The sequence below is a fragment of the Pseudoxanthomonas sp. P4_B2 genome (genome assembly GCF_056402315.1).
On sequence record NZ_JBFUHQ010000001.1, the window covers coordinates 871,563 to 888,955 of the forward strand.

The 17,393-nt window shown below is 63.1% G+C and carries 20 protein-coding genes; 16 read left to right on the forward strand and 4 right to left on the reverse strand.

All coding sequences use genetic code 11. From position 1 onward, the window contains the following. Positions 1–60 precede the first annotated feature (60 nt). Entirely contained in the window at positions 61–396 is a 336-nt protein-coding gene (locus AC1DTQ_RS03870) for a HesB/IscA family protein (RefSeq protein WP_477848126.1), read from the reverse strand. 108 nt (positions 397–504) lie between these two features. On the opposite strand from AC1DTQ_RS03870, the gene asnS reads away from it, so the two are divergent. The 16 genes from asnS to AC1DTQ_RS03950 all read left to right on the forward strand — a co-directional run bounded on the left by asnS (position 505) and on the right by AC1DTQ_RS03950 (position 14,973). Then, positions 505–1,905, forward strand: coding sequence for an asparagine--tRNA ligase (gene asnS, locus AC1DTQ_RS03875; protein ID WP_477848128.1), 1,401 nt, complete (start codon positions 505–507; stop codon positions 1,903–1,905). 3 nt (positions 1,906–1,908) lie between these two features. Further along, positions 1,909–2,214, forward strand: a complete 306-nt coding sequence (locus tag AC1DTQ_RS03880) for a hypothetical protein (RefSeq protein ID WP_477848130.1) — start codon at positions 1,909–1,911, stop codon at positions 2,212–2,214. Further along, positions 2,211–2,519, forward strand: a complete 309-nt coding sequence (locus AC1DTQ_RS03885; RefSeq protein ID WP_477848132.1) for a hypothetical protein — start codon at positions 2,211–2,213, stop codon at positions 2,517–2,519. The genes AC1DTQ_RS03880 and AC1DTQ_RS03885 overlap by 4 nt, the downstream gene beginning before the upstream one ends. A 9-nt stretch (positions 2,520–2,528) precedes the next feature. Beyond that, positions 2,529–3,161, forward strand: a complete 633-nt coding sequence (locus tag AC1DTQ_RS03890; protein WP_477848134.1) for an FMN-binding negative transcriptional regulator — start codon at positions 2,529–2,531, stop codon at positions 3,159–3,161. Positions 3,162–3,168: 7 nt separating this feature from the next. Further along, the gene (locus AC1DTQ_RS03895; RefSeq protein WP_477848136.1) at positions 3,169–3,957 is read left to right on the forward strand and encodes an SDR family oxidoreductase; all 789 of its coding nucleotides are present in this window, start codon (positions 3,169–3,171) and stop codon (positions 3,955–3,957) included. 90 nt (positions 3,958–4,047) lie between these two features. Beyond that, entirely contained in the window at positions 4,048–5,478 is a 1,431-nt protein-coding gene (locus tag AC1DTQ_RS03900; protein ID WP_477848138.1) for an aldehyde dehydrogenase, read from the forward strand. Positions 5,479–5,495: 17 nt separating this feature from the next. Beyond that, positions 5,496–6,161 carry a carbonate dehydratase gene (gene can, locus AC1DTQ_RS03905; protein WP_477848140.1) on the forward strand — a complete coding sequence of 222 codons (666 nt, stop codon included), beginning with the start codon at positions 5,496–5,498 and terminating at the stop codon, positions 6,159–6,161. Continuing rightward, entirely contained in the window at positions 6,154–6,579 is a 426-nt protein-coding gene (locus AC1DTQ_RS03910) for a RidA family protein (protein ID WP_477848142.1), read from the forward strand. Before can ends, AC1DTQ_RS03910 begins: the two co-directional genes overlap by 8 nt. A gap of 4 nt (positions 6,580–6,583) precedes the next feature. Beyond that, positions 6,584–7,114, forward strand: coding sequence for a 3-hydroxyanthranilate 3,4-dioxygenase (locus AC1DTQ_RS03915; RefSeq protein WP_477848144.1), 531 nt, complete (start codon positions 6,584–6,586; stop codon positions 7,112–7,114). A gap of 39 nt (positions 7,115–7,153) precedes the next feature. Beyond that, on the forward strand, positions 7,154–8,503 hold the full coding sequence (locus AC1DTQ_RS03920) for an amidohydrolase family protein (protein ID WP_477848145.1): 1,350 nt from the start codon (positions 7,154–7,156) through the stop codon (positions 8,501–8,503). A gap of 4 nt (positions 8,504–8,507) precedes the next feature. Further along, on the forward strand, positions 8,508–9,518 hold the full coding sequence (locus AC1DTQ_RS03925; RefSeq protein ID WP_477848146.1) for an amidohydrolase family protein: 1,011 nt from the start codon (positions 8,508–8,510) through the stop codon (positions 9,516–9,518). A 38-nt stretch (positions 9,519–9,556) separates the two neighbouring features. Further along, a complete protein-coding gene (gene kynU, locus AC1DTQ_RS03930) occupies positions 9,557–10,831 on the forward strand; it encodes a kynureninase (protein ID WP_477848147.1) in 1,275 nt (424 codons plus the stop codon). Positions 10,832–10,841: 10 nt separating this feature from the next. Continuing rightward, positions 10,842–12,209 (forward strand): FAD-dependent oxidoreductase, encoded by a 1,368-nt coding sequence (locus tag AC1DTQ_RS03935; RefSeq protein ID WP_477848149.1) that lies wholly within the window; start codon positions 10,842–10,844, stop codon positions 12,207–12,209. Beyond that, a complete protein-coding gene (gene sbcB, locus AC1DTQ_RS03940; RefSeq protein WP_477848151.1) occupies positions 12,209–13,651 on the forward strand; it encodes an exodeoxyribonuclease I in 1,443 nt (480 codons plus the stop codon). Before AC1DTQ_RS03935 ends, sbcB begins: the two co-directional genes overlap by 1 nt. Before the next feature lie 96 nt (positions 13,652–13,747). Continuing rightward, entirely contained in the window at positions 13,748–14,434 is a 687-nt protein-coding gene (locus tag AC1DTQ_RS03945) for a DUF2461 domain-containing protein (protein ID WP_477848152.1), read from the forward strand. 2 nt (positions 14,435–14,436) lie between these two features. Further along, positions 14,437–14,973, forward strand: coding sequence for a DUF2939 domain-containing protein (locus tag AC1DTQ_RS03950; RefSeq protein ID WP_477848153.1), 537 nt, complete (start codon positions 14,437–14,439; stop codon positions 14,971–14,973). A gap of 74 nt (positions 14,974–15,047) precedes the next feature. On the opposite strand, the gene AC1DTQ_RS03955 is transcribed toward AC1DTQ_RS03950, so the two are convergent. The 3 genes from AC1DTQ_RS03955 to AC1DTQ_RS03965 form a co-directional block, all read right to left on the reverse strand. Further along, a complete protein-coding gene (locus AC1DTQ_RS03955) occupies positions 15,048–15,956 on the reverse strand; it encodes a 5'-nucleotidase (protein WP_477848155.1) in 909 nt (302 codons plus the stop codon). Between the two features lie 47 nt (positions 15,957–16,003). Beyond that, positions 16,004–16,504: a hypothetical protein gene (locus AC1DTQ_RS03960; protein ID WP_477848156.1), complete on the reverse strand. Its 501-nt coding sequence runs from the start codon at positions 16,502–16,504 to the stop codon at positions 16,004–16,006. A gap of 95 nt (positions 16,505–16,599) precedes the next feature. Then, a complete protein-coding gene (locus AC1DTQ_RS03965; protein ID WP_477848157.1) occupies positions 16,600–17,367 on the reverse strand; it encodes an NAD kinase in 768 nt (255 codons plus the stop codon). Positions 17,368–17,393: the final 26 nt, after the last annotated feature.

Here is a 17,393-nt window from a genome sequence, read left to right on the forward strand (position 1 = left end):
ATACGCGGAGGTCAGGTCGGTGGGAGTGCCATTGGTCGCACCCGCCACATTGCGATGGCTTCAGGCCAGATCGGCTTCGGTGGTGAAGCTCTCGCCGCAGCCGCATTCGGCGGTGGCGTTGGGGTTGTGGAACAGGAAGGTTTCGCTGAGGCCCTGCTTGCCGAAGTCGATCTCGGTGCCATCGACCAGGGACAGGCTGTCGGCATCGACGAAGATCTTCACGCCTTCCTGCTCGAACACGGTGTCGTCCTGGCGTCGCTCGCGGGCCAGGTCGGCCACGTGACCCCAGCCCGAGCAACCGGTGCGGGTAACGCCGAAACGCAGGCCCAAAGCGCCCGTCTCGGCAACGAAGCGTTGCACGCGCTGGAACGCGACTGGGGTAAGGGTAATAGCCATCGGATCTCCTGCTGCCAACGATTATAGACCTGCGAGCAGGGCTTTCCCGGCGCTGCTCCGGTAAACTCCGCGTTCCATTAATGGTTGCGTTCCCGAAGGATTCAAGTCATGACGGTGGTAAGCGTCGAACATGCGCTGGCGGGCAAGATCCCGGCCGGCGGCGAAGTCACGGTACGCGGTTGGGTGCGCACACGGCGCGATTCCAAGGCCGGCCTGTCCTTCGTCAACGTCAGCGACGGCTCCTGCTTCGCGCCGATCCAGGTCGTCGTTCCGAGCGCGCTGGGCAATTACGAATCCGAAGTGAAGCATCTCACCGCGGGTTGCGCGGTCGTCGCCACGGGCACCTTGGTCGTGTCCCAGGGTCAAGGGCAGAGTTACGAGATCCAGGCCTCCGAACTGGAAGTGGTCGGCTGGGTGGAAGACCCGGAAACCTATCCGATCCAACCCAAGGCGCACTCGCTGGAATTCCTGCGCGAAGTCGCCCACCTGCGTCCACGCACCAACCTGTTCGGCGCGGTGACGCGCATCCGCAACAGCCTGGCGCAGGCGGTGCACCGTTTCTTCCACCAGAACGGCTACTACTGGATCAGCACGCCCATCGTCACCACTTCCGACGCCGAAGGCGCCGGACAGATGTTCCGCGTGTCCACGCTGGACCTGGCCAACCTGCCGCGCACCGACAAGGGCGAAGTGGATTTCAGCCGCGATTTCTTCGGCAAGGAAACCTTCCTCACCGTGTCCGGCCAACTGAACGTCGAGGCCTACTGCCTGGCGCTGAGCAAGGTCTACACCTTCGGCCCGACCTTCCGCGCCGAGAACAGCAACACCACCCGCCACCTGGCCGAGTTCTGGATGATCGAGCCGGAGATCGCCTTCGCCGATCTGGCCGAGGACGCGCGCGTGGCCGAGGACTTCCTCAAGTACCTGTTCCGCGCAGTACTGGACGAACGCGGCGACGATCTGGCCTTCCTGGCCGAACGCGTGGACAAGAACGCGATCACCAAGCTGGAGGAGTTCATCAACGCGCCGTTCGAACGCATCGAATACACCGATGCGATCAAGCTGCTGCAGGAATCCAAGCAGAAGTTCGATTTCCCGGTCGAATGGGGCCTGGACCTGCAGACCGAGCACGAGCGCTGGCTGACCGAGCAGCACGTGGGCCGGCCGGTGGTGGTCACCAACTATCCGGAGCACATCAAGGCGTTCTACATGCGCCTCAACGACGACGGCAAGACCGTGGCGGCGATGGACGTGCTTGCGCCCGGCATTGGCGAGATCATCGGCGGCAGCCAGCGCGAAGAACGACTGGACGTGCTGGATTCGCGCATGGCGCAGTTCGGACTGGATGCGGCGCACTACGGTTGGTACCGCGATTTCCGCCGCTATGGCACGGTACCGCATGCGGGTTTCGGCCTGGGCTTCGAGCGGCTGGTGGTCTATGTCTGCGGACTTTCCAACATCCGCGATTCGATCCCTTACCCTCGCGCGCCGGGCAATGCGGAGTTCTGATCCGTGATCCTGTTCTTCGCCCTGCTCTTCGTCGCCACCGCCATCGCCGGTTTCTGCGCGTTCGTGATTTTCTGGCCGCTGACACTGGTGCACGTGCGCGACCGCCATGAAGCGCTCGCCGCCGAATTCGGCGCCGGTGCCTTCCTCAAACCGGTCGCATTGGGCTGGCTGTTGAGCGGCCGCTACCGCGAAACGCACGACAGTTCGCTGACCGGTCTGGCCACGCCGGCGAAGGTTTCGCTGCTGGTCATCTTTGGCGGCCTGGCATGCGCTGGAGCGCTTTGGCTTCTGTCCCTGGTGATGGCATGAACGAGACGATCGACTATCAGTGGTACGTAGCGTCCCTCGGCCGCACCCTGGTGTGGGCGCGGCTGTGCGTGCGCGAAGCGGGCACCGCCGAAGTCTTCGACAGCGACGGCAATACACTGACCTACGACAGCGACGACACCGCCCGCGCCGCGCTGTTCGATGCCGAATTCGTGGCGTTCGACGGACTGGACGAAGACGATGCGCTGGCCAGGGGTTTCTCGCTGGACGAAGTCTCTCCGCCGCGAGCGGAGAACGACGCTGCGTTGCGTAACCTGATGGTGCAGTCGCTGGGCGCGCGGGCCTGATCCGCTCCGATGTACACGCCCCCGGCTTTCGCTGAAACCGACCTGCTCGAACTCGATCGACTGCTGGGGCGCGATCCTTTCGTCACCCTGATTAGCTGTGAGGAAGGCATTCCGTTTGCCAGCCATCTGCCCGTACTGTATTCGCGCGACGGCGAGCGTGTGTTGATCGAAGGTCACTGGGCCAGACCGAATCCGCAGATTGCGCATGGCGGCACCGCATTGATGATCGTGCACGGCCCGCATGCGTATATCTCCCCAGGCTGGTACACCGATAAGGAAGAAGCCGCACGGGTGCCGACCTGGAACTACGCGGTAGCGCACCTGACTGGCAGGCTGGAAGCTTCCACCGAGGAGGCTTTCCTTGCCAGCATCGTCGATCGCCTGAGCGTCCGCCATGAAACCGCCGTCGGCAACGATTGGCGCTACGAACACGGCAATCCCAGGCTCCGCAGTCAGCTGCGCGGGATCGTGGGGTTCCGTTTCGTGCCCGAACGGATCGAACTGAAATTCAAGCTCAGTCAGAACCATCCTGCGGCCAATGTGCAGGGCGCGGCAGAGGGACTGTCGAAGCTGGGGGATCCGCAATCGCATGAAATCGCGGGATTGATGAGGGAGCGGCTCGCAAGTCGCGCACCCGACTGAGGAATGCATGGACCTGAATCTCAACGGAAAACATGCGCTGGTTTGCGGGGCGTCGGCAGGCATAGGCCGCGCGGCCGCATTGGAACTCGCGCTGCTGGGCGCAGACGTCACTCTGCTGGCTCGGCGCGCTGAGACGCTTGAAGCAGTAGCGTCCTCCCTGCCCCGCAACGCCGTAGGCCAGCGGCACGACTGGGTAGCCGTCGATATTTCCGAGCACGAAGCGCTGGCTGGGCGCGTGCAGGCGCTGACCAGCGCCAAGCCGGTGCATATTCTGGTCAATAACACCGGCGGGCCGCCCGGTGGCCGTGCTATCGATGCGGATGCCGGCGCCTATCTCGACGCCTTCAACAAACATCTGCTGGCCAATCAGATGCTGGTGCGGGCGGTGCTGCCTGGCATGCAGAACGCGCAATGGGGCCGCATCGTCAATGTGATTTCCACGTCGGTGAAAGAACCTATCGCCAACCTCGGCGTCTCCAATGCCATCCGTGGCGCGGTCGCCAGCTGGGCCAAGACCCTGTCGCGTGAACTGGCCCAGGACGGAATCACGGTCAACAACGTATTGCCCGGCTATACCCGTACGGCACGACTGGAGCAAATTCTGGACGACCGCTCCACCTCCACCGGCAAGACGCGCGATGCGATCGCCGCCACCATGTTGTCGACCGTGCCGGTAGGCCGCTTCGCCGAAGCCAGCGAGATCGCCGCCGCCATCGCTTTCCTTGCCAGCCCTGCGGCCGCCTACATCAACGGCGTCAGCTTGGCCGTGGATGGCGGGCGCATGCAATCGATCTAGCACGCGAGAACACGCTTCGCCGGACACCTCTCTGTCGGCGCCCGTTCCGCCAACGATGACGCTTTCGACGCGGGCGGTTAAGCTTGGCGGATGCAGAAGCTGCACCACTGGATCGATGGCCAGGCGCAATCGCCCCGACGCGGAGGTTGGCTGGAGGTATTCGACCCCTGCACGGCCCAGCCCCATGCGCAGGTGGCGCGCGGCGATGCCGAAGACGTGGAAGCCGCCATCGCCGCCGCCGCGAGGGCCTTTCCGGCGTGGTCCGCCCTGCGCAACAGCGACCGTGCCGCATGGCTGGAGAAACTCGCCGCGGCACTGGAATCGCGCATCGATGCCTTCGCTCGCGCCGAGTCGCTGGATGGCGGCAAGCCATTTGCGCTGGCACGCGATGCCGAAATTCCGCGTGCGGTTTCCAACCTGCGCTTCTTCGCCCACGCGGCGACCCAGTTCGCCAGCGAATCGCATCACGGCGAGGCGGGCCTCAACTACACGCTGCGCCCGCCATTGGGTGTGGTGGCGACGATTTCGCCGTGGAACCTGCCGCTCTATCTATTCACCTGGAAGATCGCCCCCGCTTTGGCTGCCGGCAATACGGTAGTCGCCAAACCTTCCGAAGTGACGCCGCTGACGGCGACGATGCTGGGCGAACTGGCGGCCGAGATTGGCTTTCCAAAAGGCGTGCTGAATGTCGTGCACGGGCTGGGACCGGAAGTCGGCGAACCGCTGGCGACGCATCCGCAGGTGCGCGCGGTGTCGTTCACCGGTAGTACCGCGGTCGGCAAGCGCATCGCCTCGCTGGCTGCGCCTGCTTTGAAGAAGGTATCGCTGGAACTGGGCGGCAAGAATCCATCGTTGGTATTCGCCGACAGCGATTGGCGCGCCCAGATCGACACCTTGGTACGTTCGGCTTTCCAAAATTCCGGCCAGATATGCCTATGCGGTTCGCGCTTGCTGATCGAACGCCCCATTTACGCGGATTTCCGCGATGCCCTGGTCGAACGCGTGCGCAATCTGCAAGTAGGCGATCCCATGGCGGAGGGAACGCAGCTGGGCCCGCTGGTCTCTCAGGCGCATCTGGATAAGGTCATGGCCTGCCTGCAGCGGGCGCGCGAAGAAGGCGGCCGATTCCTGTATGGCGGCAATCGGATCGATCGCGCCGGCTGGTTCGTCGAACCGACCATAATCGAAGGACTCGGGCCCGACTGCGCAAGCAACCGCGAAGAGATCTTCGGGCCCGTGATCACGCTGCAGGCCTTCGACACCGAAGCGCAGGCTCTGGCCCTCGCCAACGCCAGCGACTACGGCCTGTCCGCATCGCTATGGACCCGCGACCTGGATCGCGCGCACCGGCTTTCCGCGCAACTGCGCGCGGGCATCGTTTGGGTCAATACCTGGTTGATGCGCGATTTGCGTACGCCGTTCGGCGGTGTGGGTTCTTCCGGGTTGGGTCGCGAAGGCGGTGCCGAAGCAATGCGTTTCTTCACCGAACCCAAGAATGTCTGCCTGGCCCTGCTGCCTTAATTTGGAACAATGTACGAATGACCGACCTCGAACAACTGTTGCGCAACAACCGCGAATGGGCCGAAAGGATCAAGCAGGAAGATCCGGGGTTCTTCAAACGACTGTCCCAGCAACAATCTCCGCGCTACCTGTGGATCGGTTGTTCCGATTCGCGGGTGCCGGCCAACCAGATCCTCGGCTTGGACCCGGGCGAGGTGTTCGTACACCGCAACATCGCCAACGTGATGTCGCACGGCGATCTCAATTGCCTGTCGGTGGTGCAGTTCGCCGTGGATATCCTGAAGGTGGAGCACATCCTGCTGGTCGGCCACTATGGCTGCGGCGGCGTGCACGCGGCCATGACCGGCGCCCGGGTGGGCCTGGCCGACAACTGGCTGCGCCATGTCGGCGATGTGGCCCAGAAGCATGCGGCGCTGCTGGAGCAGACCGACACCGAATCCCTGCGCCATGCGCGCCTGTGCGAACTGAACGTGATCGAGCAGGTCTTCAACGTCTGCCAGACCACGGTGGTTCAAGACGCATGGGCCAGCGGTCACAAGGTCGCGGTGCATGGCTGGGTGTACAGCCTGTTCGATGGCCGCGTGCGTCAGTTGGGCATGGATGTGGAATCCAACGATCAACTGATGCCGGCTTACCAGCGGGCGATCGCGGGGATATCGCCGAAGAGCACGCGCAATGAGTAAGGCAGTGCACTCCGACGCCGCCCCAAGGCCGGTCGGCAGCTATCCGCACGCGCGGCGCGTGGGGAACCTGCTGTTCCTTTCCGGCATAGGCCCGCGGGATGCCGCCACCGACGCCATCCTCGGCAACGTGCATGACGCCGAAGGTCGCTTGATCAGCTACGACATCGATTCGCAGACGCGCGCCGTCTTCGCCAACGTGCGCGCGGTGCTGGAAGCCAGCGGCGCCGGCTGGGAGGATCTGGTCGACGTGACCGTCTACCTCACCGACATGGACCGCGATTTCAAGGCCTACAACAAGGTCTGGGCCGAGTATTTCCCCGACGCGGACACTGCGCCCTGCAGAACCACAGTGGGCATAACAGCCCTGCCTACACCTATCGCCATCGAACTGAAGTGCGTCGCAGCGATCAAGGAGTAATCGAATGCTTCCGAACCCACTTAACCTGCAAGCCTGGATCGAAGAGCATCGCCACCTGCTGAAGCCGCCGGTCGGCAATAAAGTGATCTACGCCGGCGACTTCATAGTCATGGTGGTGGGCGGTCCGAATTCGCGCACCGACTATCACTGGGACGAGGGTCCCGAATGGTTCTATCAACTGGAAGGCCAGATGGTATTGCGCATCCAGGAGGACGGTGCGGTACGCGATATTCCCATCAGCGCTGGCGAAATCTTCCTGCTGCCCCCGCGCGTACCGCATTCGCCGCAACGCATGCCCGATTCCATCGGCCTGGTCATCGAACGCAAGCGTCTTCCGCACGAGGATGACGGCCTACTATGGTTCTGCGAGCGATGCAACCACAAGGTTTACGAAGAATATTTCCACCTGCACGACATCGAGAAGGATTTTCCGCCCGTATTCGACCGCTTTTATTCCTCGGTCGAACATCGCACCTGCGGAAACTGTGGGCATCTGAATCCCGCTCCTTCTCGCTATGTCATGCCGGACACCTGAACCGCGCTACGGCGCCTGTTGGACTAGGGAAACTTCACGATGAAGTGGTCGCCACCGCGCGTGTTCGTCTGTTTTCTGTTCGCGGCATTCGCTGCTGTCGCCTGCAACGCGGCTGAAACCGAACCACCGGTCGAACCGCCCCCGGCAACAATCGTGATCCATGCCGGTGCGGTGCTGGCCACACCGGGCGAACCTCCTTTGGGTCCACAAACCATTGTCGTGCGCGATGGGCGAATCGTGTCGATGCAGGAAGGGCTGCGGCCGGCTTCCGAGTTCGGTACCGACGCGGCGTTGGTCGATCTGTCCGACAAGTTCGTGTTGCCAGGACTGATCGACCTGCACATGCACCTGGCGATCATCATGGATGCCAGCAACGAGACGGCCGCGTCCGAATCGAGGCTGGCGCTCGCCGTTGCCGGCTATTCGCGCAAACTGTTGGAAGCAGGAGTGACCACGGTGCGCGACGTGGGCGACAACACTGGCGTGACGTTCGCGTTGCGCGACTCGTTCGCCAATGGCGATCTGCCTGGTCCGCGGACGTTCGCGGCGGGCCGGATCATTTCGCGGACCGGCGGCCATGGCGCTAAACAGGCCACGCCTGGTTCGCTGCCCTACACGCCAGCGCAGTGCGACGGTCCGGAATCGTGCCGGCGCGCGGTGCGCGAGAACATCGAACAGGGTTCGGATTGGATCAAGGTCACCGTGTCCGGCTCCGGGCGCGAATCCGGCGGCAAGGCCGACGCGCAGCCGATTCTGTTCGAGGACGAAATGAGGGCTATCGCCGAAGCGACCGCCCAGGCCGATCGTCCTATCGCTGCGCATGCGCACAGCACCCGCGCAATCAACATGGCGCTGACTTACGGCGCACGCACGATCGAGCACGGAACCTATTTCGACAACACGTCCGCGGCTTTGTTCAAGCGCCATGGCGCATTCCTGGTGCCTACCGCTTTTGTCGCCGACTACGTCCGCTCCAAGCTGGAAATGTTCGCAGGCGGGCGCGACGGCAGATCGGAGGACGACCTGAAGGCTTGGACGACCGCGGCTCTGGCCGGCCCTGGACGCGCCTGGCGCGCCGGTATTCGCCTGGGCGTCGGCACTGATGGAGGACCCAGCTTCGAACCCACCGCTACTGCCCGGGAATTGGAACTGTATGTCGCCAGCGGTGTACCCGCCGCCGAAGCGATCCGCGCCGCCACCTCCAACGGCGCTGAAATCCTTGGCATGGGAGATAAGCTGGGGTCGGTCCGCCCCGGTTACCTGGCCGACCTTATTGCAGTCGATGGGAACCCGTTGGCGGAGATCGCCCGCTTGCAAAAAGTGGCGTTCGTTATGAAGGACGGCATCGTTCACAAATCGGCTGCTGGCAGGACTCAGCCGGTAAACTGAGCGCATGCTCAAGATCGACACCCACGCCCACTACCTGCCGCACACTTGGCCGGACCTGGCCAAGAAATACAACGATGAGCGCTTCCCCGTGATCCATCACGGCGATGACGGGCGTGCGCGCATCTACAAGGACGGCAAGTTCTTCCGCGAGATATGGCCCAAGACCTGGGATCCGCAGGTACGCATCGACGACTACGCCAGATTCGACGTGCAGGTGCAGGTGCTCAGCACCGTCCCGGTCATGTTCAGCTATTGGGCCAAGCCCAACCAGGCGCTGGACCTGCATCAGGCGCTCAACGACCATACGGCCGAAGCATGCCGCCAGTATCCCCGCCACTACGCGGGCATCGGCACGGTACCGATGCAGTCGCCACGGCTGGCGGTTCAGGAATTGGAACGCTGCATGGACCAGTTGGGCCTGCAAGGAGTGCAGATCGGCAGCCATATAGGTGACTGGAATCTGGACGCGCCCGAACTTTTCGAGTTCTTCCAGGCGGCGGCCGAGCTGGAAGCCGCGGTGCTGGTGCATCCGTGGGACATGATGGGCGCGGCCAGCATGCCCAAATACTGGTTGCCCTGGCTGGTGGGCATGCCGGCGGAGCAATCGCGCGCGGCGTGCTGCCTGATCTTCGGCGGCGTACTGGAGCGGTTGCCGAAACTGAAGATATGCCTGGCCCATGGCGGCGGGAGTTTCCCCTACACCATCGGCCGCATCGAGCACGGTTTCAACATGCGCCCAGACCTGGTGGCCACGGACAATCCCGGCAATCCGCGCGATTACATCAAACAGCTCTACTTCGACTCGTGGGTGGCCGATCCCCGCGCGTTGCGATACCTGCTGGACACCGTAGGCACCGAGCGCGTGATGCTGGGCACCGACTATCCCTTCCCCTTGGGCGAACAGGAACCCGGCGCGGGCATCGCGGCCCTGAATCTGGATGCGGTCGGTCAGGCGCGGCTGTACCACGGCACCGCGCTGGAATGGCTGGGCCTGTCGGCCTCGCGCTTCGCATGAATCAAATAACCACCGCTTTTCCAGAGATCCCTAACCAAATGAGCGATTCGCTTTCCCGTACCCACGCCATGGCCCTGGACGCCGCCGATCCGCTGCGTCCGCTGCGCAGCGAATTCCTGATTCCCAAGCACAAGCACAACGAGCAGATCTATTTCTGCGGAAACTCGCTGGGCCTGCAGCCGCGCGGCGCGCGTGCGCATGTGCTGCAAGTGTTGGACAAGTGGAGCCATGAAGCGGTGGAAGGCCATTTCACCGGTCAGGCGCAATGGATGACCTATCATGAACAAGTGCGCGAACCGCTTGCGCGCGTGGTCGGCGCCCAGCCTTCGGAAGTGGTAGCGATGAATTCGCTTACCGCCAACCTGCATCTGATGATGGTCAGTTTCTACCGTCCGACCAGCGAACGCGCCGCCATTATCATCGAAGCCGGCGCCTTTCCTTCCGACCGGCATGCGGTCGAATCGCAGATCCGTTTCCATGGTTTCGATCCTGCGACCCAGCTGATCGAAGTGCAGCCCGACCAGGCCGATGGCACCTTGTCGATGGGAGCCATAGAACGTGCGATAGGCGAGCACGGGGCGCGTACCGCGTTGGTGTTGTGGCCGGGCATCCAGTACCGCACCGGACAGTCTTTCGAGCTCAAGAAGATCGCACGCCTTGCCCATGCCCAAGGCGCGGTAGCAGGTTTCGACCTTGCCCATGCCGTCGGCAACGTGCCGGTCGACCTGCACGACAGCCAGGCCGATTTCGCGGTGTGGTGCCATTACAAATACATGAACGCCGGCCCGGGCGCCGTAGCGGGCTGCTTCGTGCATGAGCGCCACGCCCGTACCAGCCGTCCGCGCTTCGCCGGCTGGTGGGGCCATGAAAAAGAAACCCGTTTCCAGATGGGCCCGCAGTTCGTGCCGACGCCAGGCGCCGATGGTTGGCAGCTCAGCAATCCGCCCATTCTGGCGTTGGCGCCGTTGCTGGCATCGCTGGAAGTATTCGACAAGGCCGGCGGCATGACCGCGATCCGCGCCAAGTCCGAGAAGATCACCGGCTTCCTGGAGTCGCTGATACGCGCGCGCGTTCCAGAGACGCTGGAGATCGTCACTCCTTCCGATCCTGCGCGCCGCGGCAGCCAGCTCTCGCTACGCGTCGCCGGCGGGCGCGAACGGGGACGCGAGCTATTCGAATATCTTTCCTCCGTCGGCACCATCGGCGACTGGCGCGAACCCGACGTAATCCGCATCTCGCCCGCCCCGCTCTACAACAAATTCATGGACGTTTACCGTTTCGTCGAGGAAGTCGAATCGTGGCGCGGGGTGTGAGGGCGAAACCTTGAACGACCGGAATGGAAGATCCATCACCCTCATCGGCGCCGGCCTGGCCGGTGCACTGCTGGCCATCCTGCTGGCGCGTCGCGGCTGGCGCGTGGAGGTACATGAAAAGCGTGGCGATCCGCGCGTGAAAGGCTATGAAGGCGGCCGTTCCATCAATCTGGCCCTCGCCGAACGCGGACGTAACGCTCTGCGCCAAGCCGATGCCGACGACGAAGTGATGGAACAGGCGGTAATGATGCGCGGCCGCATGGTGCACTTCCTGGACGGCCGTCAGCAGTTGCAGCGTTATGGACGCGACGACTCAGAAGTGATTTGGTCGATCCACCGCGGCGACCTCAATATCGTCCTGCTCGATCTTGCCGAACAGGCCGGGGCGCGTTTGCATTTCAACCACAAGCTCGAAAGCGTCGACTTCGACGCGCGCTCTGCGCGTTTCGTCGACGAGCGCGATGGCTCGGAAAGCGAGACTGGATTCGAAGCGCTGGTGGGCGCCGATGGCGCAGGCTCTTCGTTGCGCGCGGCGATGATGAAGCAATCCGACTTGGGCGAGACGACGGAGTTCCTCGACCATTCCTACAAGGAACTCGAAATCCCGCCGGATGTGGACGGAAATTTCAAAATCGAGCCCAATGCGCTGCATATCTGGCCACGCGGCCACTACATGTGCATCGCGCTGCCGAACGACGAAAAAACCTTCACCGTCACCCTGTTTCTGCCCAATCAGGGCGACCCCAGTTTCGCCACGTTGCGAACCGGCGCCCAGGCCAGGGCCTTGTTCGAGCGCGATTTCGCCGACGCCGTACCGTTGATCCCGCGGCTGGAGCAGGATTGGGAGCGCAATCCGCCTGGGCTCCTCGCCACGCTGTACCTCGACCACTGGCATATCGACAACCGCGCCGTGCTGCTTGGCGATGCCGCGCACGCCATGGTGCCCTTCCACGGCCAAGGTATGAACTGCGCGTTCGAGGATTGCGTGGTGTTGGCCCGCAAGTTGGAACAGCATGCGGATCTTGCCGACGCCTTCGCGGCGTTCGAGGCCGAACGCAAGCCCAACGCCTCGGCCATCCAGCAGATGGCGCTGGAGAACTACCTGGAGATGCGGGATCGTGTCGACGACCCGGATTTCCTGCTGCAGCGGGAACTGGAGCGTGTGCTGCAGGAGAGGCATCCGGGACGTTTCGTGCCGCACTACACCATGGTCACCTTCATGCTGATTCCGTACGCGACCGCGCTGCATCGCAGCGAGATACAGCGCGAAATCCTGGTCGCGGCGACGCGCGGACTGGACTCGCTGGATGCGGTCGACTGGAAAGCCGTGGACGCCGAAATAATGTCGCGCCTCGATATTCTGGTGGATGCCGCCTGATGGCCGCGAGTTTCCTGTTCTACGACCTGGAAACCTTCGGCCGCGATCCGCGTCGCACCCGCATCGCCCAGTTCGCCTCGGTACGCACCGACAGCGATCTGAATGTCATAGAAGAGCCGATCAGCTTCTTCATCAAAGCCGCCGACGATCTGCTGCCCTCGCCTACCGCCACGTTGATCACCGGAATCGTCCCGCAGCATGCGTTGCGCGAGGGCGTGGAAGAAGCAGAAGCCTTCGCCCGCATCGCCGAGGAAATGTCGCGTCCGGAGACTTGTACGCTGGGCTGGAACTCGCTGCGCTTCGATGACGAGTTCGTGCGCCATGGACTGTTCCGCAATTTCTACGACCCGTATGAACGCGAATGGCGTGGTGGGAATAGCCGCTGGGACATGCTGGACGTGATGCGGCTCGCGCACGCGCTGCGTCCCGATGGAATCGTCTGGCCCGAGCGCGAGGATGGCGCCACCTCCTTCAAGCTGGAGCACCTGGCCGCGGCCAATGGCGTTCGCGAGGGCGACGCCCACGAGGCCTTATCCGACGTATACGCCACGATAGGCATGGCGCGTAAATTCCGCGACGCCCAGCCGCGCCTGTGGGACTACGCGCTGAAGCTACGCGACAAGCGTTTCGCCGCCACGCTGCTGGATACCGTAGCGCTGACCCCAGCTGTGCATATTTCCCAACGTTATCCCGCAAGCCGAATGTGCGCGGCCCCCGTGCTCCCACTGGCCCGCCATCCGCGATTCGATAACCGCGTCATCGTATTCGATCTCGATGGCGATCCCGAAGCGCTGTTGGGCCTGGATGCCGGGGATATCGCCGACCGGCTCTACACGCCCGCAGCGGATCTTCCGTCGGGCGAGCAACGCGTGCCGCTGAAGGAAGTGCATCTAAACAAGTCCCCGGCGCTGGTGTCTTGGTCGCACCTGCGCGAAGAGGATTTCAACCGGTTGCAGATTGATCGGGAAGCCATGGAGGCGGCGGCCGAAAGGCTGCGTCCCTTCGCAGCGCAGCTTGCGGAGAAGATGCGGCGTGTGTTCGGAAGCGAACGCGTCCACGACAAGCCAGACGTCGATGCTTCGCTATACGACGGCTTCATCGCCGACGGCGATAAGCGTGGGATGGCGGAGGTCCGTGCCACACCGCCCGAGCATCTGAACAAGCGCGAATTCGGCTTCAAGGACCCGCGCCTGCCGGAACTACTGTTCCGCTATCGCGCCCGCAACTGGCCCGGCGCGTTGACGCAGTCCGAACAGGAGCGATGGAATCATTACCGCAGGCAACGGCTATGCGTGGACAGCGGAATGTCGGAAGTAACGTTCGAATCCTATTATCAGGAGATCGATACCCTTCGCCTGCAGTGCGCGGAAGACGGCATCAAACAAGTCTTGTTGGATCAGCTGCTGGCGTGGGGTAAAGAGCTGGAGCGCCAACTGTCGTAGGAGCGACGTGAGTCGCGAATTAATCCATCCAGATTCATTCGCGACTCACGTCGCTCCTGCGCGCAATTATCTGCAACTTTTGCTTATGGCCTTTCTATGACCACTTATTTCTCGGATGCCAGCTTCAAGTTCCTGCGTGCTCTCGCCAAGAACAACGACAAGGCCTGGTTTGCCGCCAACAAGCAGAAATACGAGGACCATGTGCGTCAGCCATTCCTGCGTCTGCTGACCGATCTGCAGCCCGATCTCGCCCAGGTCAGTCCTCATTTCCGCTCGGATCCGAAAACCGTGGGCGGCTCGCTGTTCCGTATCTATCGCGACGCGCGCTTCTCCAACGACAAGTCCCCCTACAAATCCTGGCAAGGCGCGCGGCTCTACCACGAGCGGCGCAAGCAGGTGCCCGCACCTTCCTTCTACCTGCACCTGCAACCCGGCGAATGTTTCGTCGGCGCCGGTCTCTGGCATCCGGAACCCGATACCCAACGCCGCATCCGCCAGTTCATCGTCGACAACCCCGGCAGTTGGAAGGCCGCCGCCCATGCGCCGAAATTCCGCAAGCGCTTCGAATTCGAAGAAGGCGAGATGCTGAGCCGCCCGCCGCGTGGGTTTCCGGCCGATTTCGAGTTCATCGACGACCTGAAGCACAAGAACTTCGTGTTCTGGCGCTTATTGGATAACGAAACCATGACCGGACCGAGACTACGGCAGACACTGGCGACCGACCTTGCCGCTTTGGCCCCGTTCGTGGACTATCTGTGTGCGGCCCTGGATCTGGAGTTCTGAGTATGAAGAAATGGATCGCTTTGGTCCTGGTGTTGTTGATCGCCCTGGTCGGCTATGTGGCCGCAGGCCCATACCTTGCGATCAACGGCATCCGCACGGCGCTGGCCGAACAGGACACCGGCAAGCTGGAGCGGCACGTAGACTTCCCCGCTCTGCGCGTCAGCATCAAGGCGCAGATGGAAGACGCCTTGGCGCGGCGTGCGGGTAGCGACCTGGGGTCGAATATCTTCGGCGCATTCGCCTTGTCGGTCGCCAGCAACGTCATGGGCAGCGGGGTGGACGCCATGGTCACGCCGCTGGGCATCGGCGCCTTGTTGCAGGGGCGCAGCATGTGGAAGCAATCCATCGGCGAGACCGTGAATGGCGACACCTACGGCAAACCCGTACCTGCCGACCCTCTAAAAACGGCGACACATAAGTACGAATCGTTGTCGCGCTTCACCGCCACCGTGCAGGACGAGGATGGCGACCCCGTGGTGTTCGTGTTCAAGCGCAACGGGTTGACCTGGAAACTGGCCGATATCCGCCTGCCGTTGTAGGAGCGGGCCCTGCCCGCGATCGCTTCTCACGCGAAGATCCGTCGCGGGCAGGGCCCGCTCCTAAAACAAACTGGTCAGGGATTCGCCACGCCGTGCGGCACATGGCCGGTCGCCACATGCAGGCGCGCACTGTCGATGTTGTGCTGGGAGTCGTCGAAGAAGATATCGGCGCCGAACGCCTCCAGGAACGGACCTTTATGCCTGCCGCCGAGGAATAGCGCCTCGTCCAGGCGCACGCCCCACTCGCGCAAGGTACGGATCACGCGCTCGTGCGCTGGGGCCGAGCGCGCGGTGACCAGCGCGGTGCGGATGGGCGCGTCCTTGCCCGGCGGAAAAGCGGCCTGCAGGTCGTGCAACGCCGACAGGAAGCTCTTGAACGGCCCACCCGACAAAGGCTCCTTGGCGCGGTCGCGCTCATGCCGGCCGAAGGCTTCCACCCCCTGCTCCCGCGACACCCGTTCGCTCTCGTCGCCGAAGATCACCGCGTCGCCGTCGAAGGCGATGCGCAACTGGTCGGAACGTTGCTGCAAAGCCTTGGCCGGCAGGATCGTTGCCGCGGCGATGCCGTGTTCCAACGATCGCCGCACGGACTCCGGATTGGCGGAAAGGAACAGGTCCGCACCGAAGGGCTTCGCATACGGCCAAGTCGGCTCGCCCGATGTAAAGGTGGCGCGGACGATGCCCAGTTGATGATGTTGGATGGAATTGAAGATGCGCAATCCGGTGTCGGCGGAATTGCGCGACAGCAGGATCACCTCGACCCTGGGCGCATCGGCGGGCGCGCCTTCATTGAGCGCCAGCAATTTCCGTACCACGGAGTAAGCCATACCGGGAGCCAGCACGTCGTCTTCGTGCGTGCGCTGGAAATCGCTGTACGCCTCGACTCCTTCGCTCTCAAAAAGCGCGTGGCTTTCTTCCAGGTCGAAAAGCGCGCGGGAAGTGACCGCGACCGTCAGCAGGCGGGGAGTGTTATCGGAAGACATGCCGCCATTATCCCGCACGCCGGTCGCATCGGACGAGAAAACGTTGGCTAGCTCGAGCCTCCGGGAGCCGCGCGCACCACGATCCGGGTTGGAGGCCCGCGCTGGTTATCGCGGGTCACGGCCCGTACTTCGACCTGCAGATCGATGGTTTTCTGCTGCGCCGGCGCGCCTTCCTGCCACATGAACAGGAAATCGCTGCTGCGTCCCTCGATGGGAGCCTGGATCGGCCCTTCGGGAAAGATCGCATAGGCCGGGTTACCGGAAACCACCTTGAACTCGAACCCCATGTCGCGCAGCTTGTGCTTCCCGCGCGGCCACTCGACCGCCACCGAAAGCAGACCAGTGTCATCGCAATTGGAATGCTTTGGACCGATGCCGCGGACTATTTCCGTGACCGCCACCACGGGCACAGGTATCTCGCCGACCGTTTCGACCGGCGCACCGCCTGCGGCCAGCGCGAACGGCGTCAGCTTGCTGGTCATTCCGCACGCATAAACCTGCGGTGCGGCCAAGAGCGCGCACAGCATGACCACACACTTGCCCTTCATAGGAGACCCCTCCCCCAATCGGAATGTCTGTACTTGAGCCGCCCCACTTCACGGCTATTGAAAGCATACCTCTTTTCCAGTCAAGTCAAGACGGGTCAGACCACGAACTGCTCGCTGAGGATGCGCTCTTCCAGATTGTGCTCGGGGTCGAACAGCAGGGTCACGGTGCGCTCGCGGGATTCGCGGATGGTGACCTCCACCACATCGCGTACTTCGTGCGAATCGGCGGTGGCGCTGACCGGGCGCTTGTAGGGGTCGAGCACGCGGAAGCGCACTTCGGTGTCGGCCTTGAGGATCGCGCCACGCCAGCGGCGCGGCCTATACGGCGCGATCGGGGTCAGGGCGATGGTGTGCGAGCCCAATGGCAGGATCGGGCCATGCGCCGAAAAATTGTAGGCGGTGCTGCCGGCCGGTGAGGCCACCAGCAATCCGTCGCAGACCAGTTCATCGACCCGGGTCTGGCCATTGAGGTCGATGCTCAGATGCGCAGCCTGCCGGGTCTGGCGCAACAACGAAACCTCGTTGTAGGCCAGCGAGCCGATGCTGGCGCCGGATTCGGTGAGCGCCAGCATTTCGAGTGGGCGCAGCTTGGCGGGCTCGGCCGCGGCGATGCGGTCCAAAAGGCCGTCATCGCGGTAATGATTCATCAGGAAGCCCACCGTGCCCAGCTTCATGCCGAACACCGGCTTGCCCAACCCGCCATGGCGATGCAGGGTCTGCAGCATGAACCCATCTCCTCCTAGCGCGCAGAGCACGTCGGCGTCTTCGGGTTCGCAGACGCCATGAAGCGCGGTCATTTGCGTCAGCGCCTGCTGCGCTTCTTCGGAGGGACTAGCGAGAAAGGCGATGCGTGGCGTAGTCATGGCGGCAGCATAACCTCAACCCAGCG

What these genes read in the sequence shown, in the direction of transcription:
- AC1DTQ_RS03870 (WP_477848126.1), bottom strand. Translation starts at nt 396, where the DNA reads ATGGCTATTACCCTTACCCCAGTCGCGTTCCAGCGCGTGCAACGCTTC.
- asnS (WP_477848128.1), top strand. Translation starts at nt 505, where the DNA reads ATGACGGTGGTAAGCGTCGAACATGCGCTGGCGGGCAAGATCCCGGCC.
- AC1DTQ_RS03885 (WP_477848132.1), top strand. Translation starts at nt 2,211, where the DNA reads ATGAACGAGACGATCGACTATCAGTGGTACGTAGCGTCCCTCGGCCGC.
- AC1DTQ_RS03890 (WP_477848134.1), top strand. Translation starts at nt 2,529, where the DNA reads ATGTACACGCCCCCGGCTTTCGCTGAAACCGACCTGCTCGAACTCGAT.
- AC1DTQ_RS03895 (WP_477848136.1), top strand. Translation starts at nt 3,169, where the DNA reads ATGGACCTGAATCTCAACGGAAAACATGCGCTGGTTTGCGGGGCGTCG.
- AC1DTQ_RS03900 (WP_477848138.1), top strand. Translation starts at nt 4,048, where the DNA reads ATGCAGAAGCTGCACCACTGGATCGATGGCCAGGCGCAATCGCCCCGA.
- can (WP_477848140.1), top strand. Translation starts at nt 5,496, where the DNA reads ATGACCGACCTCGAACAACTGTTGCGCAACAACCGCGAATGGGCCGAA.
- AC1DTQ_RS03910 (WP_477848142.1), top strand. Translation starts at nt 6,154, where the DNA reads ATGAGTAAGGCAGTGCACTCCGACGCCGCCCCAAGGCCGGTCGGCAGC.
- AC1DTQ_RS03915 (WP_477848144.1), top strand. Translation starts at nt 6,584, where the DNA reads ATGCTTCCGAACCCACTTAACCTGCAAGCCTGGATCGAAGAGCATCGC.
- AC1DTQ_RS03920 (WP_477848145.1), top strand. Translation starts at nt 7,154, where the DNA reads ATGAAGTGGTCGCCACCGCGCGTGTTCGTCTGTTTTCTGTTCGCGGCA.
- AC1DTQ_RS03925 (WP_477848146.1), top strand. Translation starts at nt 8,508, where the DNA reads ATGCTCAAGATCGACACCCACGCCCACTACCTGCCGCACACTTGGCCG.
- kynU (WP_477848147.1), top strand. Translation starts at nt 9,557, where the DNA reads ATGAGCGATTCGCTTTCCCGTACCCACGCCATGGCCCTGGACGCCGCC.
- sbcB (WP_477848151.1), top strand. Translation starts at nt 12,209, where the DNA reads ATGGCCGCGAGTTTCCTGTTCTACGACCTGGAAACCTTCGGCCGCGAT.
- AC1DTQ_RS03945 (WP_477848152.1), top strand. Translation starts at nt 13,748, where the DNA reads ATGACCACTTATTTCTCGGATGCCAGCTTCAAGTTCCTGCGTGCTCTC.
- AC1DTQ_RS03950 (WP_477848153.1), top strand. Translation starts at nt 14,437, where the DNA reads ATGAAGAAATGGATCGCTTTGGTCCTGGTGTTGTTGATCGCCCTGGTC.
- AC1DTQ_RS03955 (WP_477848155.1), bottom strand. Translation starts at nt 15,956, where the DNA reads ATGTCTTCCGATAACACTCCCCGCCTGCTGACGGTCGCGGTCACTTCC.
- AC1DTQ_RS03960 (WP_477848156.1), bottom strand. Translation starts at nt 16,504, where the DNA reads ATGAAGGGCAAGTGTGTGGTCATGCTGTGCGCGCTCTTGGCCGCACCG.
- AC1DTQ_RS03965 (WP_477848157.1), bottom strand. Translation starts at nt 17,367, where the DNA reads ATGACTACGCCACGCATCGCCTTTCTCGCTAGTCCCTCCGAAGAAGCG.